This is a genomic window from Devosia sp. MC532, from assembly GCF_016461625.1.
In the GTDB taxonomy this organism is placed as follows: Bacteria; Pseudomonadota; Alphaproteobacteria; order Rhizobiales; family Devosiaceae; genus Devosia.
Map to the genome: position 1 here is coordinate 622741 of NZ_JAEMNZ010000001.1, position 20845 is coordinate 643585.

The 20845-nt window shown below is 57.5% G+C and carries 21 protein-coding genes; 19 read left to right on the plus strand and 2 right to left on the minus strand.

The genetic code is table 11. From position 1 onward, the window contains the following. Positions 1 to 347 precede the first annotated feature (347 nt). Entirely contained in the window at positions 348 to 974 is a 627-nt protein-coding gene (locus JHC09_RS02880; protein ID WP_199530713.1) for a TetR/AcrR family transcriptional regulator, read from the plus strand. A 2-nt stretch (positions 975 to 976) separates the two neighbouring features. Here JHC09_RS02880 and JHC09_RS02885 read toward each other — a convergent pair whose 3' ends face one another. Then, the gene (locus JHC09_RS02885) at positions 977 to 1666 is read right to left on the minus strand and encodes a GntR family transcriptional regulator (RefSeq protein ID WP_199530714.1); all 690 of its coding nucleotides are present in this window, start codon (positions 1664 to 1666) and stop codon (positions 977 to 979) included. Positions 1667 to 1772: 106 nt separating this feature from the next. On the opposite strand from JHC09_RS02885, the gene JHC09_RS02890 reads away from it, so the two are divergent. The 18 genes from JHC09_RS02890 to JHC09_RS02975 all read left to right on the plus strand — a co-directional run bounded on the left by JHC09_RS02890 (position 1773) and on the right by JHC09_RS02975 (position 19309). Further along, complete coding sequence (locus tag JHC09_RS02890) at positions 1773 to 2771, plus strand: ABC transporter substrate-binding protein (RefSeq protein WP_199530715.1); 999 nt, start codon at positions 1773 to 1775, stop codon at positions 2769 to 2771. After that, entirely contained in the window at positions 2768 to 3592 is an 825-nt protein-coding gene (locus tag JHC09_RS02895) for an ABC transporter ATP-binding protein (RefSeq protein ID WP_169196272.1), read from the plus strand. Before JHC09_RS02890 ends, JHC09_RS02895 begins: the two co-directional genes overlap by 4 nt. Continuing rightward, positions 3582 to 4445 (plus strand): ABC transporter permease, encoded by an 864-nt coding sequence (locus tag JHC09_RS02900; RefSeq protein WP_199530716.1) that lies wholly within the window; start codon positions 3582 to 3584, stop codon positions 4443 to 4445. Before JHC09_RS02895 ends, JHC09_RS02900 begins: the two co-directional genes overlap by 11 nt. A 15-nt stretch (positions 4446 to 4460) precedes the next feature. Then, positions 4461 to 5159 carry a fumarylacetoacetate hydrolase family protein gene (locus JHC09_RS02905; protein ID WP_199530717.1) on the plus strand — a complete coding sequence of 233 codons (699 nt, stop codon included), beginning with the start codon at positions 4461 to 4463 and terminating at the stop codon, positions 5157 to 5159. A 286-nt stretch (positions 5160 to 5445) separates the two neighbouring features. Then, positions 5446 to 6495, plus strand: coding sequence for an ABC transporter substrate-binding protein (locus tag JHC09_RS02910; RefSeq protein WP_169196269.1), 1050 nt, complete (start codon positions 5446 to 5448; stop codon positions 6493 to 6495). Further along, the gene (locus JHC09_RS02915; RefSeq protein WP_199530718.1) at positions 6488 to 7522 is read left to right on the plus strand and encodes an iron ABC transporter permease; all 1035 of its coding nucleotides are present in this window, start codon (positions 6488 to 6490) and stop codon (positions 7520 to 7522) included. Before JHC09_RS02910 ends, JHC09_RS02915 begins: the two co-directional genes overlap by 8 nt. Then, entirely contained in the window at positions 7519 to 8316 is a 798-nt protein-coding gene (locus JHC09_RS02920) for an ABC transporter ATP-binding protein (protein ID WP_169196267.1), read from the plus strand. The genes JHC09_RS02915 and JHC09_RS02920 overlap by 4 nt, the downstream gene beginning before the upstream one ends. After that, on the plus strand, positions 8313 to 8921 hold the full coding sequence (locus JHC09_RS02925; RefSeq protein WP_199530719.1) for a hypothetical protein: 609 nt from the start codon (positions 8313 to 8315) through the stop codon (positions 8919 to 8921). Before JHC09_RS02920 ends, JHC09_RS02925 begins: the two co-directional genes overlap by 4 nt. Beyond that, complete coding sequence (locus tag JHC09_RS02930; protein ID WP_199530720.1) at positions 8921 to 9538, plus strand: hypothetical protein; 618 nt, start codon at positions 8921 to 8923, stop codon at positions 9536 to 9538. Before JHC09_RS02925 ends, JHC09_RS02930 begins: the two co-directional genes overlap by 1 nt. Before the next feature lie 211 nt (positions 9539 to 9749). Further along, entirely contained in the window at positions 9750 to 10898 is a 1149-nt protein-coding gene (locus JHC09_RS02935; RefSeq protein WP_199530721.1) for an ROK family protein, read from the plus strand. 70 nt (positions 10899 to 10968) lie between these two features. Further along, on the plus strand, positions 10969 to 11697 hold the full coding sequence (locus JHC09_RS02940) for an ABC transporter permease (protein WP_182395948.1): 729 nt from the start codon (positions 10969 to 10971) through the stop codon (positions 11695 to 11697). A gap of 2 nt (positions 11698 to 11699) precedes the next feature. Then, on the plus strand, positions 11700 to 12482 hold the full coding sequence (locus JHC09_RS02945; protein ID WP_199530722.1) for an ABC transporter ATP-binding protein: 783 nt from the start codon (positions 11700 to 11702) through the stop codon (positions 12480 to 12482). 24 nt (positions 12483 to 12506) lie between these two features. Next, the gene (locus JHC09_RS02950) at positions 12507 to 13472 is read left to right on the plus strand and encodes an aliphatic sulfonate ABC transporter substrate-binding protein (RefSeq protein WP_199530723.1); all 966 of its coding nucleotides are present in this window, start codon (positions 12507 to 12509) and stop codon (positions 13470 to 13472) included. Positions 13473 to 13557: 85 nt separating this feature from the next. Next, positions 13558 to 15105, plus strand: a complete 1548-nt coding sequence (locus tag JHC09_RS02955; RefSeq protein WP_199530724.1) for a sulfatase — start codon at positions 13558 to 13560, stop codon at positions 15103 to 15105. Positions 15106 to 15125: 20 nt separating this feature from the next. Next, on the plus strand, positions 15126 to 16067 hold the full coding sequence (locus JHC09_RS02960; RefSeq protein WP_199530725.1) for a formylglycine-generating enzyme family protein: 942 nt from the start codon (positions 15126 to 15128) through the stop codon (positions 16065 to 16067). 88 nt (positions 16068 to 16155) lie between these two features. Further along, a complete protein-coding gene (locus tag JHC09_RS02965) occupies positions 16156 to 17088 on the plus strand; it encodes a sulfite exporter TauE/SafE family protein (protein WP_199530726.1) in 933 nt (310 codons plus the stop codon). Continuing rightward, entirely contained in the window at positions 17088 to 17849 is a 762-nt protein-coding gene (locus tag JHC09_RS02970) for a TIGR02186 family protein (RefSeq protein ID WP_199530727.1), read from the plus strand. Before JHC09_RS02965 ends, JHC09_RS02970 begins: the two co-directional genes overlap by 1 nt. A 467-nt stretch (positions 17850 to 18316) precedes the next feature. Then, entirely contained in the window at positions 18317 to 19309 is a 993-nt protein-coding gene (locus tag JHC09_RS02975; protein ID WP_199530728.1) for an SMP-30/gluconolactonase/LRE family protein, read from the plus strand. A gap of 117 nt (positions 19310 to 19426) precedes the next feature. Here the strand turns inward: JHC09_RS02975 and JHC09_RS02980 are convergent, their stop codons facing one another. Beyond that, positions 19427 to 20767 (minus strand): dicarboxylate/amino acid:cation symporter, encoded by a 1341-nt coding sequence (locus JHC09_RS02980; RefSeq protein ID WP_282567643.1) that lies wholly within the window; start codon positions 20765 to 20767, stop codon positions 19427 to 19429. Positions 20768 to 20845: the final 78 nt, after the last annotated feature.

The window sequence follows — 20845 nt, forward strand, 5'->3', positions numbered from 1 at the left end:
TGGATCGAGTGAGGGTGGGTTTTGGCGCTAAGGTGCGGGTGCAGCGCGGAAAAACTGGCTGGATTTCCGTATTTTCCGCGCGGATTTCGCGGACGAAAAGGCAAAACCATGGGCCTGAAAGTCCATCTGTGGGAGCAGATGCAGCGCCTCAAAGGATGGACAGAAAATATCTTAATTTCAGATACTTATAGGAGAGGTCGGAGTGTCAGGTTTGGCGACACACAAAGTTTTGGGTCTTCACCAACGATCTTGAGACTTTTCCAGTATATGGACAAGAATAGGTTCGGGCGGTGTCTTACCGTGCACAGTCGGTGAAAAGAGCGGCGAATAAAGCGAAGGCAGTGAGTATGGCACGTGTCGGCCGGCCAGTGACGATGGCAGCAGAAGAACGACGTGAACTGGTCTTTGAACATGCGGAACGTCTGTTCTGTGACAAGGGCTATTCCGGCGTAACGATGACCGAAATCGCCAAGGCAGCGGGCATGAGCAAGAAGACGCTCTATGTGATGTTCGCCGATAAAGAGGAACTGCTGCGCGAGCTGGTGTCGTCCTCTTACTTGTGGGACGCCGGCGCATCGCAAGCCGTGGCACATGACCCGGTTGACGAGGTGCGCCAACGATTGCGCATTATTTCAAAACATGTGCTGTCGCCCCGCCACATCAATTTGTGTCGGCTCGCTGTTGGAGAGAGCATTTCCAAGAACGGGATTGCGGATACGTTTCTGGAGCTGGGTATTTATCAAAGTCGCGCGTCGCTGGTGGAGGCGATTGACCGGATACCCGAACAGCGCAGACGCGTTGCTCTCAGCTCCAACCTCATCGCTGGGATGCTGTTCGGCGCGACCTGCAGCGTCAATCTGATGACCGCCATGCTCACCGGCAATAATCCGGTGATGCAGAAAATTGCCGAGTCTATCGACGTGGTGATCAACGCGGTTTTTGTTCTGGACGAAACAGCCGTCCGCGCCGATTGAGATCAGTGCTGCTCAGAGAAATATTGCTCAATAACCTTGAGCGTTTTTCGGTAGTGACGCTCCAATAGCCCTGCGGCCTCATCACCATTTCCGGCCATTGCGGCTTCAGCGATCGCTTTGTGCTCATCATCATAATCGGTGCGGGGCTTATGGGAAGAAGCGGCGACCGCGCGATAGCGGTCCGACTGTTCCCGAAGGTCGTCGCAGATCGCCATAATTTTGTCTGAGCCACAGCAGGACACCAGCGCCCGGTGGAACCGGTGGTGGTAGACCTCCCACTTATCATTCCGGACTTTGCGCGCATCATCCAAGAATCGCGGCGTGCGGGTCAGCCGATGCAGGCTTACGACAATCTCGTCGCGCCACTCTTCGGTGCCATTGGCGATGGACCGGCGAAGCGCCTCAACCTCGAGAATACACCGGGCCTCGAGCAGATCACGCCATACTTCCAAAGATACCTGGCTGACCGAGAACCCTTTGTGGTCCTGCAAATCAACTAAGCCTTCTGCAACAAGGCGATTGAGCGCTTCTCGAACCGGATTGATCGCAGTCGAAAAGCGCTGGCGAAGCACTTCTATGCGCAAACGACTGCCGGGCGGCAATGAGCCCTGCAATATTTCTTGACGTAACTCCAAGGCGATTTGGCTCGCGGCCGTCAGCTTGGTCGGCTCATCAGGTTTTTCTTCGTTCATGGCGTCCCCCAGACAGATCTGTTCTAGCGCAGGTTGACAAAGTCGCAAAATGGAATTCTATTCGAATTTATAAGAATAATCCATTATCTTGTTTGGAGGAGAAATCATGGATCATTTCAAGGGTTGGATCGCTGCATCGGCTTTCGCAATTTTGAGCAGCCAAGCAGCATTTGCCGGTGACATCACCGTTGCGGTCCCTAATCCATCGGCTGTTCTGCTCCTGCCAATTATTGCCGCGCAGGGCGAAGGCTATTTTGAAGACGAAGGCGTCAACGTCACCATCGAAGCCCTGAACGGCTCGGGTGCCGTTATTCAGGCACTGGCCGCAGGTCAGGCACAGATCGGCAATCCGGGTGCAGGCCCGCTGCTGCAGGCGCGTTCGCGTGGCGTAGAAATCACCAATATCTACCGCCTCAACCCACTCAGCTCGTTCTCGATCGTGGTCAAAGAAGGTTCGGAAATCACTTCGGCTGATCAGCTGAAGGGGAAAGTCATCGGTATCGGTACCGCTGACGGGTCTGAATCGGCGTTTGCGCGCTCGATCTTGACCGAAGCCGGCCTTGAAGAAGGTAAGGACTTCACCTTCCTCGTGGTTGGTGATGGCGGCCAGGCAACGGCCGGTTTCCTGCGCGGCGATATTGATGCCTATGCGGCAGCGACCAACGACGCGGCAATTCTGAACGCGCGTGGCGTCAAGCTGACCAACATCACACCGGACAAGTTCAAGACTTTCTTCGGCAACGCGCTCGCAGCCATGCAGCCGTATCTGGATGAGAACAAGTCGGACGTTGAAGCCTTCGGCCGCGCTCTGGTCAAGGGTGCAAAGTGGGCTGCTGATCCGGCAAACCGCGAAGCTCTGATCCAGCACATTGGCGCTGAAAACCCGCAGGAAGTTGAGGACAAAGAGTTCGCGAATGCGCTGATCGACCAGATCATCATTCGTCAGACCCCGTTCGATGCTTCGCTCGGTTATGGCTATCAGGACCTCGACGCCTGGAAGGCCTGGGAAGAAAGCCTTGTGGCTTCCGGCGAGCTGGAAAAGCCACTGGAAGACCTCAGCGTCGTCTACACCAATGACTTCATCGACACTTGGAACGGCAAATGACGCAGTCCCCTTCTGTGGGTCTGGAAACAACAAACGCAGGAGCTTCGGCTCCTGCGGTCTATCAGGTCCGCAACCTCCAAAAGGCCTTCGCTCGACAGGCCGTTACCGCGCTTGAAAATGTGAGCTTTGACCTGCCGCGTGGCAGTTTCACCTCGGTGATCGGCGCGTCGGGTTGCGGCAAATCTACTTTGCTCAAGATCATGGCTGGTCTGGTTTCGCCAACGGCGGGCTCAGTGATGCTGGCTGGCTCACCCGTTTTGGGCACGCGCCCGGACATCGGGATGATGTTCCAGCAGGCGGTGCTACTGCCGTGGATGACCACGATCGAGAACATTCTTCAACCAATTGAAATCCGTCACGGGAAAGCTGCTGCACGCGCCCAGCGGAGCAATGCCGAAGCGCTGATGGAGCTGGTTGGTCTGCAGGGATTTGAAAACGCTTATCCCAAAGAGCTTTCGGGCGGGATGCAGCAACGCGCTTCGATCTGCAGAATGCTGATCACGGAACCGCAAATCCTGCTGCTCGACGAGCCGTTCTCGGCGCTCGACGAATTGGTGCGTGACCACATGAACATGGAATTGCAGCGCATCTGCATGGCGCGCAATGCCACGACATTCCTGATCACCCACTCGATCCCCGAAGCGGTTCTGCTGTCGGACAAGGTTTTTGTCATGGGCGCACGCCCTGGTCGTATCATGGAAGAAGTGATCATCGACCTGCCGCGTCCGCGCACGCTGGAGATGATGCTTGATCCTCATTTTGGCGAGCTCGTTGCTTACATCCGCAACCGACTAGATATGGGTGTGAACCATGGCAAGTAATATCAAGGTCCTCCCGCCGCTGGTTGATACAACTGAGTTTCCCTCGACCGTTTGGACCGAAAAAGTATCGCTCATCGACCGCCTGCCCCGCTCTGTCGCCATTCTCGGCTTGGGCGCGATTATCTTTGCGCTCTGGCATCTCGTGACCATGTCGGGCCTGATCAACACTGTCATCCTGCCCACGCCGTTTCAGGTGTGGAACCAGATCATCACCGTCGGGCTCAATTTGGCGACGGGTGGCTATATGCTGGCCGCGCTGTGGATCACCACTCAGGAAGTGCTGATCGGATTTTTGCTCGCCGCAATCATCGGTATCGGGCTCGGCACGCTGGTTGGTGAAACCAAGTTCGGCGAACGCGCGGTGATGCCGTATCTGGTTGCCATCGACACCATGCCCAAGATTGCCTTTGCGCCGCTGTTTGTCGCCTGGCTGGGTTTCGGCCTTGAAAGCAAGATTGCTCTGGCAACCTTCGTGTCGGTATTCCCGATCATCGTCGGCACGGCCTCGGGCCTGCAATCTGCGGACGAAAATGCTCACATGCTGTTCCGCACCATGGGCGCTAACCGCCTGCAAACGCTCATCCGCATGAAGTTCCCCTTTGGTCTGCCGCAGATCTTTACGGGTCTGAAGATCGGGGCTCTGTCGGTCATGGCGGGCGCAATCACCGCGGAATTCCTCGGTGGCGGCAAGGGGTTTGGTGAGCTGATCCGTGTGGCCGCATCGCAGCTTGATACGGCGCGCGTGTTTGCCCTCATCATCTATCTAAGCCTCGTCGGGCTATCGATGTACGCCATCGTCATGTTCACCGAGAAGCGCGTTGTCTTCTGGCAGAACCGTCGCGGAAACGACTGATAAATAAGGTTTTCTATGTCTAATCGTCTCTTTGCTGACCCGTCTTTCCCGGCAGTTCCAGTTCTCGGAACCGACGATCTCTATCCGGTTCACCGTATCTTCTGCGTGGGTCGCAACTATGCCGACCACGCCAAGGAAATGGGTGTTGAGGTCGATCGCGAGACCCCATTTTACTTCCTCAAGAACCCACTGGCTTTGACAGCCAATGGCTCGTCGATCCCTTATCCGCCGGGCACTGAGAACTACCACTACGAGATGGAATTCGTCGTGGTCATCGGGAAGCCGCTGTTTAAGGCGTCTATCGATGAGGTCAGTGATGCGGTGTTCGGCTACGCCTGTGGCCTCGACATGACCCGCCGCGACCTCCAGCTCGTCGCACGCGCCAAGGGTCGTCCGTGGGATTTCGGCAAGGATTTTGAACAGTCAGCTGTTTTGACAGCGATCACCCCGGCTGCGGAATTTGGTGCGATTGGCGAGCAGTCGATCTGGCTCAAGGTCGACGGCGAAACCCGCCAAGACGCAAAGCTCTCCGATCTGGTCTGGTCGGTTCCAGAGCTGCTCTCGCACCTCTCGCACTACTATCACCTGCAGCCCGGCGACGTGATCTACACGGGCACCCCTGCCGGTGTTGGCGCTATCGTTGCCGGTCAGAGCATCGAAGGCGGCGTTGAAGGCCTCGAGCCCATCAGCCTGAACATTCTCGCCGCTGAATAACGCAAACCTTTCGCGGGCCACCCCGCTCGCACGGCACCACAAGGTTTTTAGCCTCGCCCAACGGCGGGGCTATTTTTATGGCGCGGGGGCTTTTCCACGCTGCGTAGTGTTTGTGCGTCAGAAGGTCTCGGCGCGGGGCGCTGTCGACCGAAAACATGAACCACTCCATCATGTTATCAACAATCATTTCAAAACCAATGGCTTAAATCGGCTAGGCCGGGGCTTGGACTCGGCGGCGAATGGCACTAGAGCACGCAAATCTGAGTTCCTAAATCAGGTTTGTATTATGCGTCTCCCCTTCGCACGCTCCCTTACGCTCGCAACTGCCATCGCTTTGATCTCCACCCCGGCTTTCGCCGACCGTAGCTTTACCGATCAGATGGGTCGTGAAGTTGTTGTCGCTGATAAGATTGAGCGCTCGGTCGTTCTCTTCCATCAGGCGCTCGATGTGGTTGCACAGCTGGATGCGACAGCGCAGGTGGCGGGCGTTCTGGTTGATTGGGACAAGCGCCTGAGCCCCGGCTTCCGCAAGATCACGCCCGAGTTCATCGACATCGCCAAGCCGGGCGAGCTGCGCGCAGTGAACATGGAAAGCCTGCTAGAGTTGGACCCTGACCTGGTGATCATCCCGCACTTTATGGATGCGGCCGTTATCAAGCAGCTTGAAGACGCCAATATCCCAACCATCGCGCTTGCCTTTGCGGACCTGCCGGAAAGCCAATATGGCAAGACCGACCCAGAGCTGGAAGACGAGAAGGCCGCCTACACCGCTGGCGTGACCGGGGCTGTGGAACTGCTCGGCGAGATTTACGGCAAGGAAGACCAGGCCGAAAAGCTTGTTGCGGCGATGGCAAAGGGTCGTGCGATTGCGGATGAACGCACCGCAGGCATCCCTGAAGAAGACCGCACCCGCGTCTATCTCGCCTCGTCCGAAACCAGCACCCGTGGCGCGGGCAAGTATACCGGCCTGATCATTGAACAGGCGGGGGGCTTTAACGTCGCTGGCGAGTTGCACGGCAACGCAACCGTGACGCTTGAGCAGGTTCTGGCGTGGAATCCGGAAGTGATCATCGTCGAAGAGCGTTCGGTGGAAGCCTATGAGGCGATCACCACCAAGGCCGAATGGGCCGAAATCGACGCCGTCAAGAACGGCAAGGTTTACCTGCTGCCAGAATTCGTGCGTCCGAATGGCCATCCGGCTCCAGAAAGCCTTGGCCTCGGCGAAGCCTATCTCGGCTCGCTGTTCTATCCAGAACTCTACGCCGATCTCGACCTAGAAGCGATGGTTCAGGACTATTACCAGACCTTCTACCGCATCGGTTACGCGCGTGACTAATCGCAACAGCCTTGTGCGCCGGACTTTGTCCGGCGCCGCCTTGCCTATCACCTGCGTTTGCATGATCGCGGCGAGCCTTTTCGCCATGAATGCAGGCCGCTACGGCATTGATCCTGTTACTGTTATCAAAGTGATCCTGTCGCGCTTCATCGACATTCCCGTCGATTGGAATGCGCGCGTTGAAACGGTCATTTTCAATATTCGCCTGCCGCGCATTGGTGTGGCTTTGCTGGTTGGCGCGTGTCTGGCGTCGAGCGGCGTGAGCTTCCAAGGCGTCTTCCGCAATCCGCTGGTCAGTCCCTTCTTGCTCGGCGTTTCCGCCGGTGCCGGTTTTGGTGCGGCTGTCGCGATTTTGCAGGGCGGCGGCACGCTCACCATTCAGCTTTATGCCTTTGCCTTTGGCGGTCTGGCAGTGATTGCGGCTGTGCTTCTGGCGCGGCTTTATAAGAATTCCAACACACTGGTGTTGATCCTCTCCGGCACGATTACGAGCTCGGTTTTCACCGCCCTCCTCGGCCTTCTGAAATATACCGCCGACACCGAGAACAAGCTGCCGGTGATCGAATATTGGCTACTCGGTTCGCTCTCCGCTGCTGGCACGGATGCATTCATTAATATCGCCGTCGTGGCGATCCCGGCGATGGTGCTGGTCTATCTGCTGCGCTGGCGACTGAACCTGCTCACCTCTGGCGATGAACAGGCGCAGCTGCTTGGCGTGAACGTCAAGCGCGAGCGCATTTTGCACATTACGCTTGGCACCCTGCTCTGTGCTGCCGCAGTTTCGACCTGCGGGATCGTCGGTTGGGTTGGGCTTGTTGCCCCGCATCTGGCGCGCATGATTGTTGGCCCCGACCACGTCAAACTCATTCCGATGTCGATGGCCCTAGGCGCGACGTTTTTGCTGATCGTCGATACGCTCGCCCGCACCCTCGTCATGGCGGAAATTCCGCTAGGCATCGTCACCGCCCTCGTCGGCGCGCCGTTCTTTGCCGTGCTTTTGGCGCGTAGCGGAAAGGGGTGGTCATGACCGCCCTCGGCCTCAGCAAAGTCGCCACCGGCTATGGCAAGAACGTGCTGGTCCGCGACCTCAATTGCGAACTCGCAAAAGGCGACGTTCTCAATATTCTCGGGCCCAATGGCGTTGGTAAAACGACGCTGCTGCGCGCCATTACCGGGCTCTCCAACCCCATCAGCGGCACCGTGACACTTCTCGGCAAGCCGCTGAAAGATATGAGCATTCGCGATCGCGCCAAAGCCATTGCCTTGGTTTCGCAGAGTGAGAACATGACCTTTGCGCTGACTGTACGCGAAACCGTGCTCACCGGGCGCGCACCGCACTTGGGGCTGTTTGAGCGCCCCGGTAAGAAGGACGAAGAAATCGCCTCGGCGGTGCTCGAGGTGATGGGCGTTGCCGACCTCGCCGATCGTGAGCTGCCGTCCTTGTCCGGTGGTCAGCGGCAGATGGTACGTATTGCGCGCGCGTTGGCGCAACAATCGCAAGTGGTGGTGCTCGACGAGCCGACGTCGCACCTCGATATTGCCAATCAGATGCAGGTGATCGCGGCAATCCAGCGCCTGCGCGAGCGCGGCAATACCGTGATCGTCACCACCCATGATCCAGAGCATGCCTTGGTTTGCGGCGGGCAGGTTTTGGTCTTGTCCAAAACACGCGGACCGGTGTTCGGACCGGTGGGCACGACCCTCACCGAGCAGTTGCTTGAAGACACGTTCTCAGTGCCGGTTTCGAAATCCGTCACGGCCGATGGCGATGTTCTGATCGCGCCTAAATACACTCAAATTCTACGAGAGCTTTCACAATGACCAGAGCGCCAGTGGTCCTCCTGCACAATGGAGACGGAGGCGTTGCCTCCAGCTTTGAGCCAAGCGTTGCGGCCGGTGATCTGCGCTGGCTGCGTCAATCCGATGTTACAGCGGATGATCTCGCCGACGCCAAAGGTCTGATCCTGCCGCTCGCGGTTGATCAGATTGCCCTGATGGAAATCAAGCCTGCGCTCGAGGCGCTGCTGGATCGTGGCGGCCGCATCGCCATCATGTGCCACATGCTGCGCCCCTTCATCGATGGTCCGGGTATTTTCGTGCCGATGGAAAAGCCGAAGCGTCCAGACTTTAAGCTCATCCGCCTGCGCGAGCACGCCATCTTTGCGGACGTGCCCACGGAAGCGCTTGAGTCCAATAAGGGCGTGGTGGGCTTTTATGGGCGCGGCCACAATCCCATGCCAGAAGGGGCAGAAGCCATTCAGGTTTTTGGTGAGCGACAGGTTCCCGTCGACTGGATTTGGGAACGTCCACAGGGGGGCGTGGTGTTCAACCACTCCGGCAATGACCTTTGGGTGGTGGGCAACCAGCCCGATGCGCGCAAGGCAATGGCACCCAAGCTCGTGGCTTGGTGTAAGGGAGAGATGTAGTGGGCGTTGTGTTTGTAAACTCCGGTGCCTGCTTCCAGCTCGAATGCCTCGAAGGCCCGCGCTTTCGCGAGTATTTTGATCTGGCCTTGCGTCCGGAAGAGCTCTCCGCAGAAGCGCTAGAAGGGCATGATGTGCTCATCATTCCATGCCACACGCCGGTGCATCGCATCTTGGCCAAGCAGCAAGTTCTACTCGATTTTCTGGAGCGTGGTGGGACGCTGTTCGCCAGTGGCCGCAGCAAGAATGAGCAGTGGCTGCCGAACGTTAGCTTTGACCCCTGCCCGACCAATTTTTGGTGGTGGCTGACGCCGGGTGAAACGCTGGGGACAGAAATCGCCAAGCCTGAGCATAGCCTCTTCCAGTACATCGACCACAAGGCGATCACCTGGCATCTGCACGGCTTCTACAATGTGCCGGAGGGCGCTGAAGTGTTGGCGACTGGCCCTGACAATCGGCCGATCCTCTACATCGACGATGTGACGACCAAGGGGCGAATGATCATCACGAGCCTTGATCCGTTCTCCCATCACGGCCGCCACTTTATGCCGTCGGCCACACGATTCTTGGATGGCCTGCTGCCGTGGCTGCGTACGAAAGACGCGATCCGCCCCCGCTAAGGCCTAAACCACCACGATTGATCGGCGCATCGCGCGCTGACCCGAGACCTTTGGGGCGCTGTGACATTCCTGTGATGTCGTAGCGCCCAAGTTTCTTTGGGACTACCACTTCACGCAAAAAGCCATGCGCACCAAAGAGGTGGCGCGAAAAATGCCCAGAAACACGCCCTCATCACCAACGAAAATACTTTCTTGTCAGTAGAAAGAAAGTATGAAAGATATTTCCGATCTGTGGGGGAATTGGGCTGTGAAAAGCACGTCCGGGAAATTGCTGACTATGCTGCGCGATGGCGGTGCACAGTCACGTGCTGATCTGGCAAGGGGTATCGGTGTTTCTGCATCGGTGCTGACCAAGCTGGCGGCCGCATCCATTTCTCGCGGTCTGGTTTTAGAAGCCGACACGACAGCGCCCAGCCCAATGGGCCGTCCCCCATCCCTGCTCGCGTTCAACCCCAGTGGCGCTTACGTCATTGGCGCCAATATTGGCTATGGACGCATTAGCGTTGCTTTGGTGGACTCTGCCCTGACCGTGCAGCAGACAGCCAGCGCCAACTTCGATCAGACGAAGACGACAGTCGACGACATGATTGATTTGGTGAGCAAAATTTCCAATAGGCTCATCGAAGACAGCCAGCTGCCGCGCACCAGAATAGCCGGTGTTGGCGTGGGCGTTCCCGGTAAGGTCGACGCGGCCAAGCGCTCAAATCTCTATTCGAAACTCGAACGCTCTGGGCAAGCGGTGCCCTTCGCGGACCGTATCGAACAGAGACTAGCTTTGCCCGTCGTGCTCGAACACAACGCTTCGGCCATTGCCTTGGCGGAAGCCATCTATGGCGCTGGGGCGGGCAATGCTTCGGTTTTGCATATCTATATGCGATCCGGCCTTGGCGCCGGCCTTGTGCATTTCCGCAATGGCGAAGCCAATTCGCCCGGCCCAATCGAAATCGGCCATGTGGTGGTCGAGCCTCACGGCCTCAGCTGCGTGTGTGGCACGCGTGGTTGTCTGGAAGCCCGCTTCTCTGAACCGGCACTGTTGTCGGCGCTACAACTCGATCACGTCCCCGAAGAGGGGTTGATCGCGGCTGCACGCGCCAATTCAGAAGTGTGGGCCCTGCCCTACGAGCAATTCGTACAGACCCTTGCCACATCCATCACCCTACTCGGCCCCGATCTGATTTTGCTCGGCGGTCATTTGGGCGAGGCACCACAAGAATTCATCGATCAGCTCAAATCTGATCTCACCCCACGTCTGATGCGCCAGTTTGAAGGCGTCCGGATCGAACGTGCTCACTTAGTGCCCGATGCTGGCGCCCTTGGGGCTGCCTGTGTCGCGCTCGAGAAATATGTCTTTGAAGGATAGTTCAATGGGAGATACCGAAGCTGCGCCTCCAGCGCGTAAATCAGGCTTCACCGTGGACAGATCAGCTGTGATGCTGACCACGCTGTCTATCTCTGGTGGTCTGGCGCTCTGGTGGATTGCTACGTCGCTGACCACCACCCCTTTGCCGGGCCCCGTAGAAGTACTCGAACGGTTCATTCGCTCGTTTAGCTCTGGTCAGTGGTGGGTAGACGTGCGCGCGTCTCTGACACGCGTTCTCACCGGCTTTGCCCTTGGCGTACTCCTTGCGATCCCAGTCGGGTTCTTGATGGGGTGGTATAAGGTTGCGCGTGGTCTGATCGATCCTTGGATCCAGTTCTTCCGCGTGATCCCACCACTGGCGATCATTCCGCTCGCTATTGTGACCATGGGCATCGACGAAACGCCCAAGATATTCGTGATCTTCCTGGCCTCGTTCCTGTCGTCGGTTGTTGCCGCGTATCAGGGCGTGATCAGCGTCGATAAGACCTTTATCAACGCAGCCCGCGTTCTGGGCGCGTCGGACTGGGTCATATTCACACGCGTGGTTATCCCAGCATCGACCCCCTTCATTCTGGTTGGTTTCCGCATTGGTCTCGGCTCCGCATGGGCAACCGTTGTGGCAGCAGAACTGATCGCAGCGCAGGCGGGCCTCGGCTTCCGCATGCAGCAGGGCCAGCTCTACTACGATCTGCCGGTCATCTTCGTATCGCTGATTTCTATCGGCGTATTGGGCCTGATCATGGATCGCGTCGTCAGCTTCACCGAGCGCAAGCTGACCGTCTGGCAGGAAAGAATCTAAGCATGTCGAACACGCAAGACGTCAAAATCCGTTTTGAGAATGTTGGCCGTGAATTTGGCACCGATAAGGGCAATTTCACTGCGCTGCAAAATCTCAATCTCGATGTTTACGATGGCGAGTTCATCACCGTTGTAGGGCCTTCCGGTTGCGGCAAGTCCACAGCCATGAACATTGTGGCCGGCCTGCTCGATGTCACGAGCGGCCAGTGCCTCGTTGACGGTGAACCCGTTAACGGCCCGGGCCCCGACCGTGGTGTGATCTTCCAGCAATACGCGCTGTTCCCATGGCTGACCGTTCGCGAGAACGTTGAGTTTGGCCTCAAGCTCAAGGACATCGATAAGGCAGAGCGCCGTCGCATTGCGGACCACTATATCGGTCTCGTGGGCCTCAGCGACTTCGCGGATGCGCTGCCCAAGATGCTCTCAGGCGGCATGAAGCAGCGCTGCGCGATTGCTCGTGCCTATGCGGTGAACCCAAAGGTTCTGCTGATGGATGAGCCTTTCGGCGCGCTCGATGCGCTGACCCGCGTCCGTATGCAGGATCAGTTGCTCGACACGTGGTCTAAAGAACGCCGCACGGTGATGTTTATTACCCACGACGTTGACGAGGCCGTCTATCTCGCCAATCGCGTAATCGTCATGGCTGCCCGCCCGGGCCGCCTGCAGGAGGTCATCAATGTTGATCTCCCCTACCCGCGCAATGACGAACTGCGTCTGTCGCCAGAATTTGCGGAAATCCGCAATAAGGTTTGGCACGCTGTTTACTCGCAGCCAAGCCATTCATAAGAAAACTCAAGGGAGAGTGATGATATGAAAAAGCGTAGCTTTATCAAATTGATGGCAGGGATTGCCCTGACCGGCGTTTGCCTCGTGCCAGTTTCGGCTCAGGACCTGACCCCAATCCGCATGGGCTATATCGCTGACTACTTCGGCAGCAGTGTTGCAGCAATTGCGACCAAGCAGGACCTGTGGACCAAGCATGGTCTTAAGGCTGATCTGAGCGTCTTCACCAACGGCCCGATCCAGGTTCAGGCTCTTGGCGCTGGTTCGCTTGACTTTGCTTACATCGGACCAGGCGCTCTGTGGCTTCCTGCTTCCGGTCAGGCCAAGGTTATCGCGATCAACGCGCTCGGCTCGACCGACCGCGTTATTGCCCAGCCAGGCATTGAGTCGATGGAAGACCTTCGTGGCAAGCGCGTTGCTATTCCTGAAGGCACTTCGGGCGACATGCTGATGCGCCTCGCGCTTGAAGAAGCAGGCATGACCCTTGCTGACATCGAGCCGATCATGATGGACCCAAGCACCATCGTGACCGCATTTGCTTCCGGTCAGGTCGATGCAGCCGGCATCTGGTACCCATTCGTTGACATCATCCGTCAGCGCGTTCCAGAGATGAAGGAACTGTCGTCCAACGCCGACTTCTTCCCGGCTGTGGCTTTCCCAAGCTCGTTCATCGTTTCCAACACCATGGCTGAAGACGGCGACACCATTCGCAAGGTCAATGCGGTAATCAAGGAAGCCATCGACTTCCGCCGTGACAACATCGACGAGTCCGTCACCATCACCGCCGATTTCCTTGGCGTTCCAGTTGAGCCATTGCAGGCAGAAGCTTCGCTTGCGACCCAGCCAAACTCGGAAGAGCTGGTTGGCCTGACCATCAATGGTTCGGTCAATTCCTGGCTCGACACCATGGCGCAGCTCTATGTGACCTTCGGCAAAGTTGAGAGCGTTCAGCCAGCGTCTGAATTCTACCTCGGCGATTTCTACGCCAAGTAAGCCCATCGGCTGAAATCCACACGGTCTTCGCTGCCTTCATCGGCAGCGGAGACCCAGACTGTCTCTCTTTTTGGATACTAAGTTGATGACGACAACTCGACCCAATATCGTGTTCATCATGGCCGATGATCATGCTGCAAGCGCAATCTCTTGCTATGGCTCGGGCCTGAATGCCACGCCCCATATTGATCGGCTGGCAGAAGAAGGCATGCGTCTCGACCACTGCTACGTCACCAACTCTATTTGTACCCCGAGCCGTGCCTCGATCCTCACGGGCACGTATAACCACGTGAACGGCGTCACCACGCTGACCACCGACCTCGATAATCGCTTGCCGAATGTGGCGCGTTATCTGCAGGCGTCAGGCTATCAGACCGGCATGTTCGGCAAGTGGCACCTCGGCGAAGGCAAGGCTCACCAGCCCACCGGCTTTGATCAATGGTCGGTTCTTCCGGGTCAGGGCGACTATTTCGACCCGGTCATGATCGACAGCAATGGGCCACATGTTGAGCCCGGCTACGCCAGCGACATCATCACCGACAAAACCATCGCGTTTATGGACCAGTGCGATCGCGATCGCCCGTTCTTCGTCATGTGTCACCATAAGGCGCCGCATCGTCCATTTGTGCCGCATCCGCGCTATCGCGAGCTTTATACCGAAGATCTGCCGATCCCAGAAACCTATGACGACGACTATTCCAACCGCGCTTCGGCGGCGGAACTGGCGCGTATGCGGGTTCGTCAGGACATGACTTACGAAGACCTGGGGCTGGTACAGCCTGAGGGCGGCGACGAAGTCGGCAGCGCTATTCGCAGCGAAAACGGCGCAATCAGCCGCAACGTTCCCGATCTGGAAGACGTGTCCGGCCTCGTGCTGATCTGCAAGGACACCGGCACCAATTTCACCTTCAAAACCAAGCGCGAACTCGATGTTTTCAAGTATCAGCGCTACATCAAGCGCTATTTGCGCACCGTCGCGGGCATTGACGACAATGTTGGGCGCCTGCTCGACTATCTCGATAGCAATGGCCTGACCGACAACACCATGGTCATCTACACCTCCGACCAAGGCTTCTTCTTGGGCGAACATGGCTGGTTTGATAAGCGCTTCATGTATGAAGAGTCGCTGCAGATGCCGTTCGTGATCCGTTATCCGAACGGTATCGCGCCACAGTCGGTGACCAAGCGCATCGCATCCAATGTCGATTTTGCTCCGACATTCCTTGATTACGCTGGCGTGCAGATCCCGAACTTCATGCAGGGCGTCAGCATGCGTCCGATCTTGGAAAAGACCGACGATGCCAGCTGGCAGGATCTGGCCTACCATCGCTATTGGATGCACAAGGATTATTACCACAACGCCTTTGCGCACTACGGCATTCGCGATGATCGCTACAAGCTGATCTATTGGTACAATGACGCGCTCGACCAGCCCGGTGCATTCAACGGCGATGAGCCGCCCGAATGGGAATTGTTCGACTGCCAGAGCGACCCGAAAGAACTGGTCAATCTTGCCAATGATCCGAAGTATCGTGAGATTTTCCTAGCCATGCTGGAAAAGCTGGATCACAAGATGACGGAAATCGGCGATATCGCAGAACACGATAGTGCCGCTATCCGCGCACAAAACTAAGATGATCCGTCGCCCATAAAATGAGCCAATGTTGCCGCCCGCCATCGCCGAATGCCACTAGCCTGAGCCAGGAGCAGACGACTGTCACCACAGTCTCTGCTGCCGAGGTTTCGGTCGGCGTCGTAGCGATTGCGGGCGGCAAGAGTTTTGTCGGCACCCACACACCGGCCATTGAGCAGGATGGGGAGGGACCGCAAAGAAGTGTCACCCTCGCACCGTATGGGATAAGCCCTACGACGGTGACGAACGCTGAGTTTGAGCGGTTTGTCGCGGCGACAGGCTATATCACTGAAGCCGAGCGCATCGGCTGGTCGCCGGTCTTCGACAGCTCCCGCGAACACCTCGCGCACGCCGCCTCGGTTGGCAATCAATTGCCGTGGTGGAAGATTGTCGAAGGGGCACGCTGGAACCACCCAGAAGGGCCGCAGTCGGATCTGCGGGACCGGGAAGATCATCCCGTCGTGCAAGTCTCGTGGAATGATGCGAACGCTTATGCCCGCTGGGCGGGTGGTCGCCTGCCTACTGAGGCGGAGTGGGAACATGCGGCCCGAGGTGGCGCGCATCCACAGCGTTTTCCCTGGGGCGATGCAGAACCAAGCGACACCGATATTCACTGCAATATCTGGCAAGGCAGCTTCCCGCGGCACAATAGTCTGACCGACGGCTATCTGCTGACGGCGCCCGCAAAGAGCTTCGAACCCAATAGTTTGGGGCTCTACAACATGGCGGGAAATGTTTGGGAGTGGACGCAGGACGCGTTCAAAATTCGCTCTCTGAGCAAGTCGGCCAAGCTTCGAAATGCCAGTGCCGCGCAGCATAAAGAGAAAGTACTCAAAGGAGGTTCGTTCCTTTGTCACATCTCCTATTGCTACCGCTATCGGATTGCGGCACGTATGGCCATGTCGCCGGATAGTGCGGGATCAAATGCAGGCTTCCGCCTTGCATTTTCGAGCCGCACGTGATGTCCAACACACCTCGCATGTCTATCGCTCTCGAGTGGTTAGCTTCGGCGCTTTAAGCGCCTGTTTTTAATATCGTCCCCGGTGCGCAATGCCCATCTATCTGCCTATCGCTGAACTCTCTGTCGATCTGTTTTTCCTGATCGGTATCGGTGCCGCGATCGGCTTCATTTCGGGTCTGTTTGGTGTTGGCGGCGGCTTCCTGATGACGCCGCTGCTACTGTTTTCTGGCGTGCCCGCTGCAGTTGCCGTTGCGTCAGTGACAGCGCAGGTTGCCGCCTCCTCAACCTCTGGGGCAATTTCCTATTTCCGCAAGGGCGGGATCGACTTCAAGCTTGCCTCCTATCTCGTTGGCGGGGGCGTCGGTGGATCTATCGCCGCCATTGGTGTACTAGCTCTGCTGCGCCAATGGGGTCAGGTCGATTTCTTCATTGCTATCAGCTATGTGGTACTTCTCGGCTTTGTCGGCTCGTCCATGCTGTTTGAAAGCGTTCGCGCGATCATCCGCGCGCGCCGCAAGGACTATGTGCCGACGCCGAAGCCACAGGGCTCGTCCTGGTTGCAGCGCCTGCCGCTTCGCACGCAATTTCCGCGTTCAAAGCTCTATATTTCCGTCATTCCGGTGATCGGCATCGGCTTTTGCGTCGGCATTTTGGGAGCGTTGCTCGGTCTGGGTGGCGGCTTTATCCTCGTCCCTGCACTCGTCTACCTCCTGCGCGTTCCGGGCAATGTGGTCATTGGCACCTCGCTCGTCCATCTGCTCGTGGTCATGCTCGTCACCTGCGTGCTGCAGGCCGTGACCAATCAGTCGGTCGATATTCTCCTCGCCTTCTGCCTGATGGTGGGCAGCGTGGTTGGCGCGCAATTTGGCGCTTCCGCTGGTCAGACGATCAAGGGTGAGCAATTGCGGGCACTGTTGGCTCTGCTGATTTTGCTGATCGCGACGCGCTTCGGCTTTTCGCTGTTCACCATGCCAGCCGACCCGTTCACCGTCACAACCATTGGCTTTGGAGAAACACTGTGATGTTCTCCCGCCTCCGCTCAGCTATTGCCGCCACTCTGCTGATTATCGCTGCCGCCGCGACACCCGTTGCAGCGCAGGGCCTCGTTCTGGCCAATTCGGACCCCGTGGTTGCGGTCCACTCCAATTTTGCAGGCCAGAGTTTTACCCTCTTTGGCGCGATCGACCCGACTGCGCACAATCTGCCCGCTGACACCAGCTATGACGTCGTGATGGTGATCAAAGGCCCACCGCATGACCAGCGTGTCAGCATGAAGGGGCGCGAGCTTGGGGTGGTGCTGACCACCGACATGACGATGTATAAGGGCGTTCCAAGCTATTACGCCATTTTGTCCAATCGACCGCTCAACGTCATCCTGCCGGAAGGTTTGAACGAGCGGCCCGACTTCAGCCTGCTGCGCGTTGTAGAGGCCTCCCATCTGTCGGGACCACAAGAGCTCAACAGCGAGTTTGTACGGATCAAATCCAAGGGCGGCACCTATAGCGAAAACGCTATGGGCGTGGTGTTTCTCTCCCGTACCGGCTTTGCCGCGCGCATCTCCCTGCCCTCACACGTCTCCAACGGGCTCTACATTGCGCAGGCCTATCTCTACGCCAATGGCGAGCTCATAACGGAAACCACCACGCGATTTGCGGTTCGCACCGAAGGGTTCGAGCGCATGCTGGTGGATAGCGCACGCAATCACTCTCTCCTCTATGGCCTTGCCGCAGCGTTCCTCGCGCTGTTCACTGGCTGGCTCGGTGGCGTCGTCTTCCGGCGCTAAACGAGGCTTCGTTTAGGATCGCCGACTTAGCTCCCAAAGAAAAATGCTGCGCGCTGGCCACAAGACAGCGCGCAGATGACCGCGTGCGCGCCCGGCGGCCGAATTGCGACCTAACGCATTGCGCGGAGTACGCAGCGCCGCCTCTTGCTAATATATCAGAGCCGTCCGGAATGTGCATTTCTTCGGCACTTTCGTGTACCGACAGACAGGCTGTGTAGGGCTAAACTGCTGGCGTTTGGCGCGCTGTGACGCTGACAAAGACCAGATATCCGCGCTTCTGCGAGGAGCAGAGCATCCATCAAATCAACGCGTCTTCCCCATAGACACTTATGGAGAATGCCAATACCATCAGATGGTTGTAGGAGGATTTTCGCTTCCCACCCTGTGTGGCGAGGCGTGTTTTCCCTAGAATTTAAGTCATTTCGACGTTCCGAATTCATTAGCATTTCTAGAATCCCGGAGACTTCATGTTCAAATTACTCAGCCTGACCTGCTGTGCTGCTGTATTAGCCAGCTCATCCATTGCCCTTGCTCAGGACGCCGCGCCAAAGCCGGAGGACCTTCCCTTCGTTGCCGGCATGCCTGTGGGCATCGTGGACAGGGAGGGCGTGCATACTCCGGCCTCTGATAATGTGAAGGTCTTTGGCGCCATCGTCAGTGCAGAAAGCTGCTCTTACGACGAGACGAGAAACTTGGTTATTGCGGTGAACCGTGGTGCGCCACAGAACCGCTTCCCGAATGATGGTTTCGTCTCGCTCATCAATCACGACGGCTCCGTCCACACCCCGCGCTGGATCGGCGCCAACCGCAACGGCCTCACTCTCAACGAGCCGTTCGGCAGCGACATCCATGAGGGCATCCTCTATCTCGCTGATAGCGATGGCGGCACCGCAGAGGACGATCCGCGCACAGCCGTGATCCGCAAGTTTGACATTGCGACCGGCGCGCCTGTCGGCGAAGTGCCAGTGGCTGGTGTCGCTTGGCTCAATGACATTGAAGTGGCCAGTGACGGGACGATCTACGGCTCAGACACAGGCATGGGCCCTGCGGGCACGCCACAGCGCATTTTCAAGGTTACGCCAGAAGGTGAAACCAGCGTATTCCTAGAAGGCGCGCCACTGGCCCTGCCCAATGGTGTTGGTATCGACAATGACGGAAACATCGTGATCGCCAATATGGGTGATGACGCCGTTCTGACCTTCTCCGTCGATGGTGAGCTGCTCAACACGGAAAAAGCCGCGCAGCCAGGCAGCGATGGCCTCGTCATCATGGCTGACGGCACCAAATATGTGAGCAGCGTCATGCAAGGCGGGATCTCGAAGATGGTGCCAGGCGCTGAAGCTGAGCTGATCGCAACCGGAATCCCGAGCGCAGCCTCCATGTGCTACGATGCTGAGGCCAATCAGCTGGTTGTTCCGCTCAACAACAATAACGGCTTGGCATTCGTGCCACTGAGCTAACACCCGACTTTTGGGTGTTCAAAACTGAGCGCCGCAGTGGTGCAGCGCTCAGGAATGGACCGAGACTTCATCAGTTAAAAGAAAAGGCGGCCTCAAGAGCCGCCTTTTCCATTTTGCTTATTCTGCTGGCTGCAAGGCAGCTGGCTTTTCGGAAGCGGGTGGTGTTGCCACGGCTTCACCAGACAGCGCCTTATTCATCTGCTCAACGTCCAGCTCGCCTTCCCAACGGGCCACAACCAGACACGCAACGGCATTGCCGGTGAGGTTGGTGAGTGCGCGGCATTCGGACATGAAGCGGTCGATGCCGAGGATCAGCGCCATGCCTGCGATTGGCACGGATGGAATAACCGAGAGGGTTGCCGCCAGGGTAATGAAGCCCGCGCCGGTGATGCCTGCAGCACCCTTCGAGCTCAACATCGCCACCAGCAGCAGGATGATCTGATCCCAGAGCGAGAGCTCAATGCCCGTGGCCTGCGCGATGAACAGCGCCGCCATGGTCATGTAGATATTGGTGCCGTCGAGGTTGAAGGAGTAGCCAGTCGGGATCACCAGACCCACAACCGACTTCTTCGCACCAGCGTCTTCCATCTTCTGCATCAGGGTCGGCAGAGCCGCCTCCGAGGAAGAGGTACCGAGCACGAGCAGAAGCTCGTCCTTAATGTAGCGGATGAGGGCGAAAATGGAGAAGCCGTTATACTTTGCCACTGCGCCGAGGATCACTACGACGAAGAGGAAAGAGGTCAGGTAGAAGGTGCCGACCAGCAGCGCCAGATTGGCGATGGATCCAATGCCATAGCGACCGATGGTGAAGGCCATGGCGCCGAAGGCACCGATTGGAGCGGCCTTCATCAGGATCGAAACGATCTTGAAGATTGGCGCCGTCAGGGTCTGGAACAGGTCCAGCACCGGCTTGCCACGTTCGCCAACGGCGGCGAGAGCGACACCGAACAGGATGGCGACGAACAGAACCTGCAGGATGTTGCCGTCAGCGAAGGCGCTGACCATGGTGTCGGGGATGATGCCCATGAGGAAGCCGGTGATAGTGCTATCATGCGCCTTATCGGCATAGCCCTGCACCGCAGCCTGATCGAGCGTTGCTGGATCGATGTTGAGGCCAGCGCCGGGCTGAACCAAATTGGCAACGATAAGGCCAACGATCAGCGCCAGGGTCGAGAAGGTGAGGAAGTAGATCATCGCCTTGCCAACGACCTTACCAACCTTGCTCAGATCGCTCATGCCAGCAATGCCTGTGGCAACGGTGAGGAAGATCACCGGCGCAATGATCATCTTCACCAGCTTGATGAAGGCATCGCCGAGAGGCTTCATTTCTGTGCCGATAGCTGGCCAGAAGTGACCGAGCAAAATACCGACGACGATTGCGAAGATCACCTGCACATAGAGGTGCTTGTAGAGAGGTATCTTTGGGGCAGAAGAGTCTGCCATTGAATGGGGCATCATGGTCTCACTCCCGTAGGGGGGCCGCAGTTGCGCGGCTCGTTGTGCTCCCACTCCTTTCGCAACTAGTGTGCCAGTTAC